Annotated in this window: 13 protein-coding genes; 8 read left to right on the top strand and 5 right to left on the bottom strand. The window is 72.4% G+C overall.

The annotated features are described in order from the left end of the window. Positions 1-26: 26 nt before the first annotated feature. Complete coding sequence (locus ACFYXM_RS18615; RefSeq protein ID WP_389290553.1) at positions 27-935, bottom strand: 5'-3' exonuclease H3TH domain-containing protein; 909 nt, start codon at positions 933-935, stop codon at positions 27-29. Between the two features lie 419 nt (positions 936-1,354). On the opposite strand from ACFYXM_RS18615, the gene ACFYXM_RS18610 reads away from it, so the two are divergent. The 4 genes from ACFYXM_RS18610 (at position 1,355) to ACFYXM_RS18595 (ending at position 6,697) form a co-directional block, all read left to right on the top strand. Beyond that, positions 1,355-2,446, top strand: coding sequence for a glycine betaine/L-proline ABC transporter ATP-binding protein (locus ACFYXM_RS18610; RefSeq protein ID WP_389290510.1), 1,092 nt, complete (start codon positions 1,355-1,357; stop codon positions 2,444-2,446). Further along, positions 2,439-5,072, top strand: a complete 2,634-nt coding sequence (locus ACFYXM_RS18605) for an ABC transporter permease/substrate binding protein (protein ID WP_389290508.1) — start codon at positions 2,439-2,441, stop codon at positions 5,070-5,072. The genes ACFYXM_RS18610 and ACFYXM_RS18605 overlap by 8 nt, the downstream gene beginning before the upstream one ends. Positions 5,073-5,337: 265 nt before the next feature. Further along, a complete protein-coding gene (locus ACFYXM_RS18600; RefSeq protein ID WP_389290506.1) occupies positions 5,338-5,976 on the top strand; it encodes a helix-turn-helix domain-containing protein in 639 nt (212 codons plus the stop codon). Between the two features lie 13 nt (positions 5,977-5,989). Beyond that, positions 5,990-6,697: a helical backbone metal receptor gene (locus ACFYXM_RS18595; RefSeq protein WP_389290504.1), complete on the top strand. Its 708-nt coding sequence runs from the start codon at positions 5,990-5,992 to the stop codon at positions 6,695-6,697. Here ACFYXM_RS18595 and ACFYXM_RS18590 read toward each other — a convergent pair. Continuing rightward, a complete protein-coding gene (locus ACFYXM_RS18590; RefSeq protein ID WP_389290502.1) occupies positions 6,636-7,814 on the bottom strand; it encodes a TDT family transporter in 1,179 nt (392 codons plus the stop codon). The genes ACFYXM_RS18595 and ACFYXM_RS18590 overlap by 62 nt on opposite strands. 70 nt (positions 7,815-7,884) lie before the next feature. Here ACFYXM_RS18590 and ACFYXM_RS18585 point away from each other — a divergent pair, with 70 nt between their 5' ends. Continuing rightward, complete coding sequence (locus ACFYXM_RS18585) at positions 7,885-8,817, top strand: LysR family transcriptional regulator (protein WP_389290500.1); 933 nt, start codon at positions 7,885-7,887, stop codon at positions 8,815-8,817. Positions 8,818-8,878: 61 nt separating this feature from the next. Here the strand turns inward: ACFYXM_RS18585 and ACFYXM_RS18580 are convergent, their stop codons facing one another. Further along, on the bottom strand, positions 8,879-9,625 hold the full coding sequence (locus ACFYXM_RS18580) for a gamma-glutamyl-gamma-aminobutyrate hydrolase family protein (protein WP_389290498.1): 747 nt from the start codon (positions 9,623-9,625) through the stop codon (positions 8,879-8,881). A 183-nt stretch (positions 9,626-9,808) separates the two neighbouring features. Then, positions 9,809-10,537 (bottom strand): FadR/GntR family transcriptional regulator, encoded by a 729-nt coding sequence (locus ACFYXM_RS18575; protein ID WP_389290496.1) that lies wholly within the window; start codon positions 10,535-10,537, stop codon positions 9,809-9,811. A 231-nt stretch (positions 10,538-10,768) separates the two neighbouring features. Here ACFYXM_RS18575 and ACFYXM_RS18570 point away from each other — a divergent pair, with 231 nt between their 5' ends. From ACFYXM_RS18570 to ACFYXM_RS18560, 3 genes are read left to right on the top strand one after another with little or no spacing between them, the layout of a single operon-like run. After that, the gene (locus ACFYXM_RS18570; RefSeq protein ID WP_389290495.1) at positions 10,769-12,136 is read left to right on the top strand and encodes a glutamine synthetase family protein; all 1,368 of its coding nucleotides are present in this window, start codon (positions 10,769-10,771) and stop codon (positions 12,134-12,136) included. Between the two features lie 7 nt (positions 12,137-12,143). Further along, positions 12,144-13,532, top strand: coding sequence for an aldehyde dehydrogenase family protein (locus ACFYXM_RS18565; protein ID WP_389290493.1), 1,389 nt, complete (start codon positions 12,144-12,146; stop codon positions 13,530-13,532). A 6-nt stretch (positions 13,533-13,538) separates the two neighbouring features. Further along, positions 13,539-14,330 carry a 3-oxoacyl-ACP reductase gene (locus tag ACFYXM_RS18560; RefSeq protein WP_389290491.1) on the top strand — a complete coding sequence of 264 codons (792 nt, stop codon included), beginning with the start codon at positions 13,539-13,541 and terminating at the stop codon, positions 14,328-14,330. Between the two features lie 53 nt (positions 14,331-14,383). Here ACFYXM_RS18560 and ACFYXM_RS18555 read toward each other — a convergent pair whose 3' ends face one another. After that, positions 14,384-15,586 carry an amino acid deaminase/aldolase gene (locus ACFYXM_RS18555; protein WP_389290489.1) on the bottom strand — a complete coding sequence of 401 codons (1,203 nt, stop codon included), beginning with the start codon at positions 15,584-15,586 and terminating at the stop codon, positions 14,384-14,386. Positions 15,587-15,641 lie beyond the last annotated feature (55 nt).

Below are 15,641 nucleotides of genomic sequence, written 5' to 3'. Positions count from 1 at the left end.
TGCTTAGGCTTGCCTAAGCTAGCATCTCAGGCGTGCAGTGTGGAGAGCAGGCGCTGCAGGGCACCTCCCAGCCCCCAGCGCTTCGCGAGGGTCTCCAGGGCGACGGGATCGCGCGGCTCGGCGGGCAGTGCCGGGTCGAACGCGGGCAGCGGTACGTCACCGGCGACGCGGACCACCTTCGGGGCGACCGCCACGTAGTCCCGGGCCTCGTCGAGCCGCTTGCGCTGCGAGGGCGTCAGCCGGGAGGACGGGTCGTCGACGGCGGCCATGATCCCGGCCAGGTCACCGAAGGTGTCCAGCAGTTTCGCCGCGGTCTTCTCGCCGATGCCGGGAACCCCGGGCAGGCCGTCGCTCGGGTCGCCGCGCAACAGGGCCAGGTCGGCGTAGCCGGAACCGTCCACCCCGTACTTCTCCCGCATCCAGGTCTCGTCGGTGAGCTGGAGCGAGCCGACCCCCTTCAGCGGGTACAGCACCCGCACGCCGCGGGCGTCGTCGACCAGCTGGTACAGGTCGCGGTCGCCGGTGACGATGTCCACCGGCCCGGTGGCCAGGCGGGTGAGCGTGCCGATCACGTCGTCCGCCTCGTAGCCCGCGACGCCGACCCGGGCGATGCCCAGCGCGTCCAGCACGTCCTCGATCACCGGCACCTGAGGGGCCAGCGTGTCGGGGGTCTCCTCCTCGTCGGGCAGGCCCTCGGCGGTCTCGACCGCCACCCGGTGCGCCTTGTACGAGGGGATCAGCTCCACCCGCCAGTGCGGCCGCCAGTCCGCGTCCATACAGGCGACCAGGTCGTCCGGGCGGTGGTCCTGCACCAGGCGCGCGATGAAGTCGAGCAGCCCGCGCACGGCGTTGACCGGCGTCCCGTCCGGTGCGCGCACCGAATCGGGGACCCCGAAGTAGGCGCGGAAGTAGAGGGAGGCGGTGTCCAGGAGCATGAGTCGTCGCGTCACACCCCGATGATGCCGCACCCCGCCGACGCCGCCCGTCGGCCGCGTGGGCGCGGCGGGGTGAGGGGCGGGCCGGGGTGCCGTCGCGGGCCGGGGTGCCGTCGCGGGCCGGGGCGCCCGGTCCGGTGCGTGCCGTTCACCCCGGGGCGATCGCGTGCATACCCCGTTCGAATGTGACCTGAATCACTCTTGCGTTTGGCTCGTGTAAGTGGGGGCAGGCGCGCAGCCGGAGCGGAACACGTAGCGATTTCAACCAGTGCACGTGCCGTGCGGACCGAATCCGCGCCGCTCCACGGTCTGCCGGAGGGGGTGGCAGACCGTTTTTCGGTTCAACGCGCGAGGTGTATGTGTCAAGGCTGCAAGCCGAACACCTGTACAAGGTGTTCGGTAGACGACCCGATCAAGCAGTGCGAAAGCTCGAAGGCGGCGCCGACCGCGACGAGCTGCGCGCCGACGGAACGACCGCAGCGGTGATCGATGCCTCGTTCGCCGTGGAACCGGGACAGATCTTCGTCGTGATGGGTCTGTCCGGGTCCGGAAAGTCCACGTTGCTGCGCATGCTCAACGGGCTTCTGGAGCCCACAGCCGGACGAGTCCTGTTCGACGGCCAGGATCTGACCGCCCTGAGCCCCGCCGAACTGCGCCACGTCCGGTCCTCCAAGATCAGCATGGTGTTCCAGCACTTCGCGCTCTTCCCTCACCGGAGCGTGCTGGAGAACGCCGCGTACGGTCTCGAAGTGCAGGGCGTGCCGCGCGCCGAGCGCGAGAAGCGCGCCGTCGAGGCGCTGGAGCTGACCGGCCTCGCCGGCTGGGAGAAGTCCTGGCCCGACGAGCTGTCCGGCGGCATGCAGCAGCGTGTCGGCCTGGCCCGCGCCCTGGCCACCGACGCCGACCTGCTGCTGATGGACGAGTCCTTCAGCGCGCTCGACCCGCTGATCCGCCGCGACATGCAGGACCAGTTGCTCGAACTGCAGAAGCGCCTGAAGAAGACCATCGTCTTCATCACCCACGACCTCAACGAGGCCATGCGCCTCGGCGACCGCATCGCCGTGATGCGCGACGGCAGGATCGTCCAGCTCGGCACCGCCGAGGACATCCTCGTCACCCCGGCCAACGACTACGTCGCCTCCTTCACCCAGGACGTCGACCGCACCCGGGTGCTCACCGCGGGCGCCATCATGGCCGAGCCGCACACCGTCCTGGGCACCAGCACGGACGACGGCGAGGAACTGCGTACCCCGGACGACGTGCTGCGTGCGGCCCCGGCCACCGTCACCGAGTCCACGCCGATCATCGAGCTGTTCACCCCCTGCTCGCGCAGCGGGGTCGCCGTCGCCGTCACCGACACGGAGGGCGAGCTCGTCGGCGTCGTGCCGCGTGCCCGGCTGCTCGCCGTCCTCGGTGAACCGATGAGCCCCACCGAGGTCCCGCAGGACGTCCGGACCCCGGCCGCCGACGCGAAGGGCGCCGAGAACCCGAAGAAGGTGGCCAGTGTTTAGGCTTCCTCTCGGTGACTGGGTCGACTCCGCCGTCGACTGGCTCCAGATCCATCTGTCCTGGCTGTTCGACGCGATCAGTTCGGTCGTCAGCGGCATGTTCGACGGCATAGCCGCCGTGCTCTCCGCCCCCGCCCCGCTGCTCTTCGCGGGCATCGTCGCCGTCATCGCCTGGTGGCTGCGCGGTCTGCTCGCCGGTGTGCTCGCCTTCGTGGGATTCGCCCTCATCGACTCCGTCGAGCTGTGGGACGAGGCGATGGACACCGTCACGCTGGTGCTCGTGGCCACGATCATCTCGTTGGTGCTGGCCGTGCCGCTGGGCATCTGGGCCTCCCGCTCGAAGGCCGTGAGCGCGGTGACCCGGCCCGTCCTGGACTTCATGCAGACCATGCCCGCCATGGTCTATCTGATCCCCGGCGTCATCTTCTTCGGCGTCGGCGTGGTCCCCGGGATCATCGCCACCATCATCTTCTCGCTGCCCCCGGGCGTCCGGATGACCGAACTGGGCATCCGCCAGGTCGACGGCGAGCTGGTGGAGGCGGCCGAGGCGTTCGGCACCACCCGGCGCGACACTCTGCTGCGGGTGCAGCTGCCGCTGGCGCTGCCCACGATCATGGCGGGCATCAACCAGGTCATCATGCTGGGCCTGTCCATGGTGGTCATCGCCGGCATGGTCGGCGGCGGCGGCCTCGGCGGCGCCGTCTACCGCGCCATCGGCAACGTCGACGTCGGCCTCGGCTTCGAGGCGGGCATCTCCATCGTCATCGTGGCCATGTACCTGGACCGGATGACCGGCGCGCTCGGCCGCGAGGTCTCGCCGCTGGCCCGCCGGGCGGTCGCCAAGGCGCAGGCCATGGCCGGCGGAATGAAGATCTGGAACCACCGCCCGCAGCCCGTCGTCGCGGTCGTCGGGGTCGTCGTCCTCGCGCTCGTCGCGGGCGGCATGGGCCTCTTCGGTTCCGGCGGCGCGGACCAGGGCACGGGCGCCGACGCCGCGAAGCCGGGCACCGGCAAGAAGATCAGCATGGGATACATCCCTTGGGACGAGGGCATCGCCTCCACGTTCCTCTGGAAGGAGATGCTGGAGCGGCGCGGCTACCAGGTCGATGTCGAGCAGTACGAGGCCGGGGCGCTGTACACCGGCATGGCGGGCGGCCAGATCGACTTCGAGACCGACTCCTGGCTCCCGGTCACCCACGCCCAGTACTGGGAGAAGTACCAGGACCGGCTGGAGGACCTGGGTCCCTGGTACGGCCCCACCTCGCTGGAGCTGGCCGTCCCCGCGTACATGAAGGACGTCCGGTCCCTGGAGGACCTCAAGGGCAAGGGTGCGCAGTTCGAGGGCCGGATCGTCGGCATCGAGCCGAGCGCCGGCGAGATGGGCCTGCTCAAGGAGAAGATCCTGCCGGGCTACGGCCTGGACAAGGAGTACAAGGTCGTCGACGGCTCCACGCCGTCCATGCTGGCCGAGCTGAAGCGCGCGTACGCCAAGAAGGAACCGATCGTCGTCCCGCTCTGGTCGCCGCACTGGGCCTACAACCAGTTCGAGCTCACCAAGCTCGAGGACCCCAAGGGCCTGTGGGGCAAGGGCGACGGCGTCCACACCCTGGCCCGCAAGGGCTTCTCCGCCGACAACCCCGAGGTCAGCAGCTGGCTCAAGAACTTCAAGATGAGCGAGGAGCAGCTCACCAGTCTTGAGGCGGAGATCCAGAAGGCCGGCTCCGGCAATGAGCAGGAGGCCGTCCGCACCTGGCTGGAAGCGAACCCCGGCGCCGCCGACAAGTGGACCCCCGTGGCGGGGGCCGGCAAGGCCGGGGGCGCGAAGGGCAAGGACGAGCGCTCCCGCCCCCTCGATGTCGCCTGGTTCCCCTGGGAGGAGGACATCGCCGCCACCTACCTGTGGAAGGCGGTCCTGGAGGAGCGCGGCTACCAGGTCAATCTCAAGCAGTTCGAGGTCGGCCCGATGTACGCGGCGATGTCCCGCGGCCAGATCGACGTGCAGTTCGACGGCTGGCTGCCGTACACGCAGAAGAACTACTGGGAGAAGTACGGTTCGCAGCTGAGCGACCTCGGTTCCTGGTACGGCCCGACGTCCATCGAGGTCGCGGTGCCTTCCTACGTGAAGGACGTCGAGTCCCTCGCCGACCTCAAGGGCAAGGCGTCGCGGTTCAAGGGCCGGATCGTCGGCATCGAGCCGGGCACCGCCACGATGGAGAACCTCAAGAAGAACGTGCTGCCGACGTACGGTCTCGACAAGGAGTACCAGGTCGTCGACTCCTCGACACCCGGCATGCTGGCCGAGCTGAAGCGCGCGTACGCCAAGAAGGAGCCCATCGCGGTACTGCTGTGGACCCCGCACTGGGCGTACGACGAGTTCGACATGACCAAGCTGAAGGACCCCGAGAAGGCCTTCGGTGACGGCGACCGTCTGCACACCATCGCCGGCAAGGACTTCCCGAAGACCTACCCGCAGCTGACGAAGTGGTTCAAGGACTTCAGGCTGAGCGAGGACCAGCTCGCCGGACTGGAGAACGAGATCCAGAAGCGCGGCGCCGGTCACGAGGAGGAGGCCGTCGGCGCCTGGATGAAGGAGAACCCGGACATCGTGGACACGATGGCCCCGCAGTAAGGTCCGGACAGGGACTCCCGGACACCGGGGGAGGGGTGGGCACCGCCACGGGCGGGCCCACCCCTTTCCGTTGTCCGCGGGCCGGCGAGCAGCGGTCCGTGAACCGTCCACCGGTCCCGCCCCGGAGGGCGTACGCGGGTCGTGCGGAAGCCGTACGCGGGTCCGTGCGGAACCGCCCGGAGGGGCCCTAACCGGCCGATCTCGCGCAACCATGTGCGGAACGCGCCGACAACCGGAAGGATGAACAGTCGGGAGGGAGCCGCACATGGACGAGAAGGAAACACTCCGAGTGGGCGCCGCGATCCGCCGAAGGCGCAGGTCCCTGGGGCTCACACTGGCCGCGGTCGCGACGCGCAGCGGTCTGTCCGTGCCGTTCCTCAGCCAGATCGAGAACGAGCGGGCACGGCCCAGCACCCGGTCCCTGGACCGGGTCGCCGGAGCCCTGGAGACCACGCCGGCCCGGCTGCGTGCCGCCGCGGACTCGGCACGCGCCGTCGACGTCGTACGGGCGGCCGGGAGCCGGGCGGACACCGGGACCGGAGCGGTCGCCGGGCGCCACGGCGACTGCCAGGGGATCGAGGAGGCCGGCGGGCACGAAGGGAGCGGCTCGGCCGACGGGGTGCGCAGGGTGGTGCGCGGACGTCACCAGCTCAGCGCCCTGGAGTTCACCGGTGAACTCGACCTCGGGCGCGAGTTCCAGCACCGCAACGACGAGGTGATGTACGTGGTGCGGGGCGCCGCGGAGGTGGAGGCGGAAGGGCGGGCGTACCGGCTGGAGGAGGGCGACACGCTGTTCCTGTCCGGCGGGGTGCGGCACCGCTGGCGGGCCACGACGTCCGGCACGCGGTTGCTGGTCGTCGCGGTCTCCGAGCACATCGACGCGACCGTCGACCCGCGCCGCTGAGAGGGTGTCCGTCGTGCGCGTCGTCTCCCTGGTGCCCTCGCTCACCGAGGCCGTCGCCGTCACCGCCCCCGGCCGGCTCGTCGGCGTCACCGACTGGTGCACCCACCCCGCCGGGCTGACCGCCGCCCGCGTCGGCGGCACCAAGAACCCCGACGTGGCCGCGATCGTCGCGCTGCGGCCCGACCTCGTCCTCGCCAACGAGGAGGAGAACCGCGCCCCGGACCTCGCGGCTCTCCGGGACGCCGGTGTCGAGGTGCTCGTCACTGAGATCCGCACCCTCGACCAGGCGTTCGAGCAGCTGGAGCGGGCCCTGGCCGCCGCCTGCGGCGCGCCCCGGCCGCGCTGGCTGGACGACGCCGAGGCCGCCTGGGCCGCGCTGCCCCCGCCCCGGGCCCCGCGCCGTGCGGTCGTGCCCGTCTGGCGCAGGCCCTGGACGGTGCTGGGCCGCGACACCTTCGCCGGCGACCTGCTGTCCAGGCTCGGCGTCGACAACGTGTACGCGGGCCACGCCGAGCGCTACCCCCGGATTCCGCTCGACCGGCTCAACGCGGCCGGCGCCGATCTGGTGGTCCTGCCCGACGAGCCGTACCGCTTCACGGCGGGCGACGGGCCGGAGGCGTTCCCGGCGCTGCCCGCCGCACTCGTCGACGGGCGGTACCTCACGTGGTACGGGCCGTCGCTGGCGCGGGCGGCTGCGGCGCTGCGAGCAGCGCTCCGCTGAGCAGCCCGCGCAGCGTCCGCGCCCCGGCCACCGCCCATGCCGTCACCAGCAGTACGTACAGCGCGACGGCCAGCCAGGTGTACGCGTCGAGGCCGGTGTGCCGGGCCAGCCCCGCGGCGCCCGTGACACACGTGCCGACCGGGAAGGTGAAGCCCCACCACGTCATGGCGAAGGGCATGCCGCCCCGCATCGCGCGCACCACCAGGGCGGAGGCCAGGGCCAGCCACATCAGCGCGAAACCCATCACCGGCACCCCGTAGAGCACGGCGAACGCCTCGAAACCCGCGGCGTACGGCGCCGGGACCGTCCCCTCCGCCACATCGGCGAGCTGGCCGACCGCCGTCGTCGACTGGCCCAGCGGCCCGAGGACCAGGAACAGCGTGGGCGTCAGTGCGAGCGGCAGCGGCCCCTGGTGGACCAGCCGGGCGAAGATCAGCGGCAGCATGACCAGCGTGGCCAGCAGGCTCAGCCCGAACATCGCGTAGCAGGCCAGCAGCGCCGCCTGGCGCCACTGACCGGCGGGCAGCTCGGGGATCAGCAGCGGGCCGAGCGCCGCGGAGACCATCGGGGCCACCACCGGCAGCAGCCACACCGGCGAGGCGGTGCCGGCCCCGATCCGGTGGTGCGCCACCATCAGGTACGGGATCGCGACCGCCGCGGCCAGCCCGATCAGCGTGCCCGCCGTGTACAGCACCGCGTCCAGGGCCACGGCCGCCCCGTGACCGATGACGTCCCGGCCGACCACCATCGTCGAGCCCCCGACGGCCAGCAGCGCCATCGAGAGGCAGCCGTAGAACGGGGCGACGGTGGGGTCCAGCAGATGGTGGCGGGCCTGGTCGCGGTGGGCGGCCCAGTGCCCGGCACGGGCCACGAGCACCGCGGCCAGCATGACCACCGCGAGCGCCCACACCACCGTGCAGGCGCCCCGCAGTCCGGGAACGTGCACCGGCAGCGTGGCTCCCGCGCTCGCCACGATCGAGGTGCCCATGACGCTCGCGTACCAGTTGGGGCCGATGTGCCGCAGCCGGGGGAGGGAGGGAACATCCGGTCGAGCGGTGGCGGACCGCCCGGTCGGCTGCGGGGCGTCGGACTGCCGGGGCTGTGAAGAGATAGCCATGCCACGATTCTCGGAAGTGGCGCGAAGCCCCACCAGGGACTCTGTCCCTATGAGGTCATAAGCTGAATTTATGACCGCTGACCCGCACGTTCCGCTTTCCCACCGGGTTCCCGACCTCGGCGCGCTGGAGCTGCTGCTCGCCGTCGCCCGGCACGGCAGCCTGGGGCGCGCGGCCCGCGCCGTCGGGGTCACCCAGCCCGCGGCCAGCAGCCGGATCCGGTCCATGGAGCGGCAGCTCGGTCTGGCCCTGCTGGACCGTTCACCGCGTGGTTCCCGGCTCACCGACGCGGGCGCGCTGGTCACCGACTGGGCGCGCAGGATCGTCGAGGCGGCCGAGGCGTTCGACGCCGGTACCCAGGCGCTGCGCGACCGCCGGGACTCCCGGCTGCGGGTCGCGGCCTCCATGACCATCGCCGAATACCTGCTGCCGGGCTGGCTGATGACGCTGCGCGCCGAGCGGCCGGACACCGCGGTCTCGCTGCTCGCCGGGAACTCGGCGGCGGTCGCGGGGCGGCTGCTCGCCGGGGAGGCCGATCTCGGGTTCGTGGAGGGCCTGTCGGTGCCGGCGGGGCTCGACGGCACGGTCATCGCCCACGACCGCCTCGTCGTCGCGGTCGCCCCGTCCCACGCATGGGCCCGCCGCCGCACCCCGGTGACCCCGCGGGAACTCGCCGAGACCCCCCTGGTACTGCGGGAGCCGGGCTCGGGGACCCGCCAGGTCCTGGACGCGGCCCTGGCCGCGCACGGCGGGCTCGCCGTGCCCCTGCTCGAACTCTCCTCGACGACCGCGGTGAAGGGCGCGGCCCAGAGCGGGGCCGGACCGTGCGTGCTCAGCGAGCTGGCGGTGGGCGAGGAACTGTCCGCCCGGCGGCTGGTGAAGATCCCGATCGGCGGCATGCGGCTGCGGCGCCAGCTGCGCGCGGTGTGGCCCTCCGGCCACCGCCCGACGGGCCCGGCGCGCGATCTGCTGTCCCTTACGGCGCGGGACGCCCGGCCGCACTGAGGGCGGGCGGGACCCGCCCGTGGAGCCGGTGGTGCGCCCCGCCCGCCGGTCGGTCGCCCGTTCACCGAGGCGGGGCGAGGCCCTCCAGCGTCGCGCGGGCCGGGACCGGGCGGGATGTCGAGGCCGCCGCCACCAGGGCCCGTGCCACCCGCAGGTCCTCGCCCATCTCCGGATGCCACTGCACCCCGAGCACCCAGGACGGCGCCGCGGGCAGCTCGACCGCCTCGACCGTTCCGTCCGCCGCGTGCGCCGAGGCCACCAGGCCCGGGGCGAGCCGTCGTACGCACTGGTGGTGGTAGGTGGGGACGGCGCTCTCCTCCGGCACGATCGACGCGTAGAGCGTCCCCGCCACGGGGGCGACCGGGTGCGAACCGAGGACCCCGGCCGCCCCCAGCGGTCCGCCGTGCCCGTCGAGGTGCTGGGTCAGTGTGCCGCCGAGCGTCACGTTGAGCAGCTGCATGCCGCGGCAGACGCCGAGCAGTGGGGTGCCGCGCTCCAGCGCGGCCCGGATCAGGGCCGTCTCCCAGATGTCGCGTTCCTCGGCGGGAGGGCCCGTCCTGAAGTCGCGCTCCGCGCCGTACAGGGACGGCTCCACGTCCGCGCCGCCCGCGACGACGAGACCGTCCAGCCGGGCCACGGCGGCTGCGGCCCGGGCCGGGGCGTCCGGCGGGAGCAGCACGGCCAGGCCGCCCGATCGCTGGATCATGCGCGGATAGGCGGCGGGGAGGAGCGCGGCGGGCAGCTCCCAGACGCCCCAGCGGGCCGCGGGTTCCAGATAGGTGGAGACGCCGATGAGAGGTTCGGACACGGGACGGTCCCTCCGGTCGGCCGCCGCTGGGCGGGCGGCGGGCTCGGTTCCATCATGTCAATGGTGGCAGAGGATACCTTTGGGATCGGGTGGGAGCACCGCCCGGGCGGCTCCGGTCCCGGCCGCTCGGGCCGGGAACCTCAAGAGCCCGGGCGGGGTCCTCGGCGGCCCGCGCCGGGAGGCTCAGGCCAGGAAGCCGCGCAGCAGCGCGGCCGTACCGTCGCAGTGCTCGCGCGTCACCGCGCGCGCGGCCTCCGCGTCCCCGTCCAGGACCGCCTCGACGATGCTCGTGTGCTGGTGCTGGGAATGCTCCAGGTTCCGCACCAGCAGTGGTATGCAGTCCAGCAGGTCGTTCACCGTGGCCCGGACCGCCGCGTACTGCGCGGTCAGCGAGGGCGAGCCGGCGAGTTCGGACAGGGTCAGATGGAAGAGGGTGTCGCGCCTGCGGTATTCGGGCAGAGGGGCCTCGTGCGTCGCCGCCAGAGCAGCCCGCAGCCGCTGCACGCCCGCGTCCGTCAGCGCCTGTTCGGCGCAGAGCCCGGCCGCCCCGGCCTCCAGCACCTCACGGAAGCGCAGCACGTCCTCCAGGTCGACCGACTCCACCTTCCGGCGCAGCTCCGCCTCGCCCGTCCCGGCGCACCGGGGCACCACGAACGTGCCGCCGTACCGCCCCCGCCTGCTCTCCACCAGGCCCTGGTCGTGCAGCACCTTCAGCACCTCGCGCAGCGTGACCCGGCTGATCCCCAGCAGTTCGGCCAGCTCGCGCTCGGCCGGCAGCCGCCCGCCGCCCGGCACCAGGCCCAGCCTGACCACCTGGAGGATCTGCTCCAGCGCCTCCTCGAAGCCGTTGCCCGCCCGGACCGGCCGGAGCACGGGCAGCAGACGGTCGGTGAACTCGTTTTCCTCGGCCACGCCCCGTGGTTCCCTTCACAATCAAAGGTTCTCTCCCATACCTTAGGGGGTCCGGCAGTGGCCCGCACGGGAGCAGGAGCGGGGCCGGGGTGCGTGCATCGCGAGGCGGAGGACCGAGCCGATGCGGGGCATCGGCGATCGACGACGACGCCGCGAGACGCGTGCCCGGGTCCGCGACGCCCGCTGCCGGACCCTCTCATGCGTTCCGGCTGACCGAAGGAGGAGTGTCCCGTGGCAGACCCGACGGCACCGCTCGGCATCGAGGAGCTGCACGCCCTGGTCGCGAACGGCGAGATCGACACGGTCGTCCTGGCCTTCCCCGACATGCAGGGGCGGCTCCAGGGCAAGCGGTTCGCCGCCCGCCACTTCCTCGACGAGGTCGTGGAGCACGGCACCGAGGCCTGCGACTACCTGCTCGCCGTCGACACCGACATGAACACCGTCGACGGATTCGCGATGTCCTCCTGGGAGAACGGCTACGGCGACTTCGCCCTCCACGCCGACCTCACCACCCTGCGCCGGACCCCCTGGAACGAGGGCACGGCCCTGGTCGTCGCCGACCTCGCACGGGCCGGCGGCGCCCCGGTCGCCGCAGCGCCCCGCCACATCCTGGACCGCCAGCTGGAACGGCTCGCCGCGCACGGCTACACCGCCCACGTCGGTACCGAACTCGAGTTCATCGTCTTCCGGAACACCTACGAACAGGCGTGGGACCGCAACTACCACGACCTGACCCCAGCCAACCGGTACAACGTCGACTACTCGGTCCTCGGCACCGGCCGCGTCGAACCCCTGCTGCGCCGCATCCGCAACGAGATGGCCGCCGCGGGGCTCACCGTCGAGTCGGCCAAGGGCGAGTGCAACCCCGGACAGCACGAGATCGTGTTCCGCTACGACGAGGCCCGGATCACCTGCGACCAGCACGCCGTCTACAAGACCGGGGCGAAGGAGATCGCCGCCCAGGAGGGCGTGGCGCTCACCTTCATGGCGAAATTCAACGAACGCGAGGGCAACTCCTGCCACATCCACCTCTCGCTCCGCTCCACCGACGAGCCCGGACACAGCGTCATGGCCGACGGGGACGGCGGCATGTCCCCGGTGATGCGCCACTTCCTCGCCGGACAACTGGCCACCCTGCGCGAGTTCTCCCTCCTCTACGCACCGAACATCAACTCCTACAAGCGCTTCCAGCCCGGCTCCTTCGCCCCGACCGCCGTCGCCTGGGGCCACGACAACCGCACCTGCGCCCTCCGCGTCGTCGGCCACGGCCACTCGATGCGCTTCGAGAACCGGCTGCCCGGCGGCGACGTCAACCCGTACCTCGCCGTCGCCGCGATGGTCGCGGCGGGCATCCACGGCATCGACAAGGGCCTCGAACTCCCCGAACCCTGCGCGCGCAACGCCTACACCGCCGACTACGACCACGTGCCCACCACCCTGCGCGAGGCCGCCGGACTCTGGGAGCGCAGCGAGGTGGCCGCGGCCGCCTTCGGCGACGACGTCGTCGCGCACTACCGCAACATGGCCCGCGTCGAGCTCGAAGCCTTCGACGCCGCCGTGACCGACTGGGAGCTGCGCCGCTCCTTCGAACGTCTGTGAGGCACCCGTGACCCCGACCGACCGGCCCGAACGGCCTCTGGAACACCACGTACTCGACCCCGCGACCGAAGAACTCCTCGCCACCGTCCCGTCCACCACCGTCGCCGAGGTCGACGCGGCGGTCGTACGCGCGAGGGCGGCCCGGCGCGTCTGGGCCGCCCTCGCCCCCGCCGACCGCGCCCGCGGGCTGCGCCGCTTCGCCGCCGCCGTCGACGCCGAGGCCGAGGAACTGGCCCGTCTGGAGGTGCGGGAGGCCGGACACACCATCGGCAACGCCCGCTGGGAGGCAGGTAACGTCCGTGACCTGCTCGACTACGCCGCCGGGGGAGTGGAACGCCTCACCGGACGGCAGATCCCGGTGCCCGGCGGACTCGACGTCACCCTCCTCGAACCCCTCGGCGTCGTCGGCGTGATCGCGCCGTGGAACTTCCCCATGCCGATCGCCGCCTGGGGGTTCGCCCCCGCCCTCGCCGCGGGCAACGCCGTCCTGCTCAAACCTGCCGAGACCACGCCGCTCACCGCCCTGCGCCTGGCCCGGATCGCCCTGGACGCGGGACTGCCCGAACACCTCCTCCAGGTGCTGCCCGGCGCGGGCGCCGTCACCGGCGGCGCCCTGGTCGAACACCCCGGCGTCGACAAGATCGTCTTCACCGGCTCCACCCGTACCGGCAGACGGATCATGGCCAGGTGTGCCGACCGCGTGAAGCGGCTCACCCTCGAACTCGGAGGCAAGAGCCCCAACATCGTCTTCGCCGACGCCGACATCGAGGCCGCCGCGGCAGCCGCCCCCATGGCGTTCCTGGACAACGCGGGCCAGGACTGCTGCGCCCGCACCCGCATCCTGGTCCAGCGGTCCGTCCACGACCGCTTCCTCGAACTCCTCGCTCCCGCGGTCGAATCGGTCGTCGTGGGCGACCCGTCCGACGAACGCACCGGCATGGGACCGCTGATCTCCCGGGAGCACCGCGACCGGGTGCGCGCCCTCGTGCCCGAGGAAGCGGAGGCTATCCGCGGCAAGGCGCCCGAAGGACCCGGCTTCTGGTTCCCGCCCACCGTCCTCACCGGCGTGGGCCCGGACGCGCCCGTCGCCGCCGAGGAGGTCTTCGGACCGGTCGCCGTCGTCCTCCCGTTCGACGACGAGGGTGACGCCGTCCGGCTCGCCAACGCCACGGAGTACGGCCTCGCCGGCTCGATCTGGACCCGGGACGTGGGCCGCGCGCTGCGCGTCTCGCAGGGGGTCCGGGCCGGGAACCTCTCCGTCAACTCGCACGCGAGCGTCCGTTACTGGACCCCGTTCGGGGGCTTCGGCCGGTCCGGACTCGGCCGGGAACTCGGCCCCGACGCCCTCGCCGCCTTCACCGAGACCAAGAACGTCTTCATCAGCACGGAGGACTGAACCGACATGACCACCACCGACGCCGAGAACGTCTGCCGCCGCCTGACCGGCCGGACCGCCGTCATCACCGGGGCCGGCAGCGGCATCGGTCTCGCCACCGCCCGCCGCCTGGCGTCGGAGGGCGCCCACGTCGTCTGCGCCGACATCGACGAGACGACGGGCAAGGCCGCGGCCGAGGAGGCCGGCGGCATCTTCGTACGCACCGACGTCACCGACCCCGAAGAGGTCGAGGCTCTCTTCGCGGCCGCGTTCGACACCTACGGCTCCGTCGACATCGCCTTCAACAACGCGGGCATCTCCCCGCCCGAGGACGACTCCATCCTCACCACCGGCCTGGAGGCGTGGAAACGCGTCCAGGACGTCAACCTCACCTCCGTCTACCTCTGCTGCAAGGCCGCCCTGCCCTACATGCGGCGACAGCGTCGCGGCTCGATCATCAACACCGCGTCCTTCGTCGCGGTCATGGGAGCGGCCACCAGCCAGATCTCCTACACCGCGTCCAAGGGCGGAGTCCTCTCCCTGTCCCGTGAACTCGGCGTCCAGTTCGCCCGCGAGGGCATCCGGGTCAACGCGCTGTGCCCGGGACCGGTCGACACCCCGCTGCTCCGGGAGCTGTTCGCCGAGGACCCGGAGCGCGCGGCCCGCAGGCTCGTGCACATCCCGGCCGGGCGGTTCGCCGACGCCACCGAGATCGCGGCGGCCGTCGCGTTCCTCGCCAGCGACGACGCCTCGTTCGTCAACGCCACCGACTTCCTCGTCGACGGAGGCATCTCCGCCGCCTACGTCACCCCGCTCTAGAACGACCGGAGGCGGGGGCCGTCCGGCCCCCCGCCGCGGGACGCCCGCCGAACTCAGAGGAACGTACGGCCCTCGCCCCGGTACGTCGGCACCGTCGCCGTCACCCGGTCGCCCTCGACCAGCCGCAACACGTCGAAGCGTTCGCACAGTTCACCGGCCTTCGCGTGCCGGAACCACACCTTGTCGCCGATCAGCAGATCGTCGGCCGGTGAACCCAGCAGCGGCGTCTGCACCTCGCCGGGCCCCTCCTGGGGGTCGTAGCGCAGCCCCTGGGGCAGATACGGGACCGGCAGCCGGTCCGTCCCCGCGGGGCCGGACGCCGGGTAGCCGCCGCCGAGCACGGTCACCACCCCCACCCCCGGGCGGCGCACCACCGGCTGGGCGAACAGCGCCGCCGGACGCGCCGTGAACGACGTGTAGTTGTCGAACAGCCGGGGCACGAACAGCCCCGACCCGGCCGCGATCTCCGTCACCGCCCGCTCCGCCGCCGTGTGCTGCACACTGCCGGTGCCGCCGCCGTTCACGAACTCCAGGTCCGGGGCGACCGCCCGCACGGCCCGCACCGACTCGGCCCGCCGCACGACCAGCTCCCTGCGGCTCGTGGCCTGCATCAGCCGGACCGCCCGCGAGCGCAGCGGATGCCCCGCGACCGCGTCCCCGACCCCGGCGATGTGCCCCTCGTACGCCATCAGACCCACCAGCCGGAAGCCGGGCCTGCGCACCACCGAGCGTGCCAGCTCGGCCAGTCGGGCGGGCGTCCGCAGCGGCGAGCGGCGGGAGCCGATCCGGACCCGGCCGCCCAGCAGACGCAGCGAGGTGTCCAGTTCGAGACAGACCCGGATCTCCTCCCGGCCGCCGGCCCGTGCCGCGTCGATCAGCTCCAGCTGCGCGGGGTCGTCCACCATCACCGTCACGGTCGCGGCGAGCTTCGGGTCGGCGGCCAGCTCCGCGAAACCGGCCCGGTCGGCCGACGGATAGGCCAGCAGCACGTCGTCGAAACCGGCCCGCGCCAGCCACAGCGACTCGGCCAGGGTGAACGACATGATCCCCGCGAACCCGGGCCGGGCCAGCACCCGTTCCAACAGGGCCCGGCAGCGCACGGACTTGCTCGCGACCCGGACCGGTTTGCCGCCCGAACGGCGCACCAGGTCGTCGGCGTTGGCGTCGAACGCGTCCAGGTCGACGACGGCGAGCGGGGCGTCCAGATGGGCGGTGGCCCGGTCGTAACGGGTCCGGTCAGCGGCGCGGGCAGTCATGGCCGCAGCTTGCCAGACGTCCGTACCGCTGGGTAGGGGGTGATCCGCGCAGATC

The sequence above is a fragment of the Streptomyces sp. NPDC002476 genome, assembly GCF_042889785.1.
Taxonomy (GTDB): Bacteria; Actinomycetota; Actinomycetes; order Streptomycetales; family Streptomycetaceae; genus Streptomyces.
Note: the sequence above shows the minus strand (reverse complement) of the source record. Positions and strands in the feature narration are given on the sequence as shown.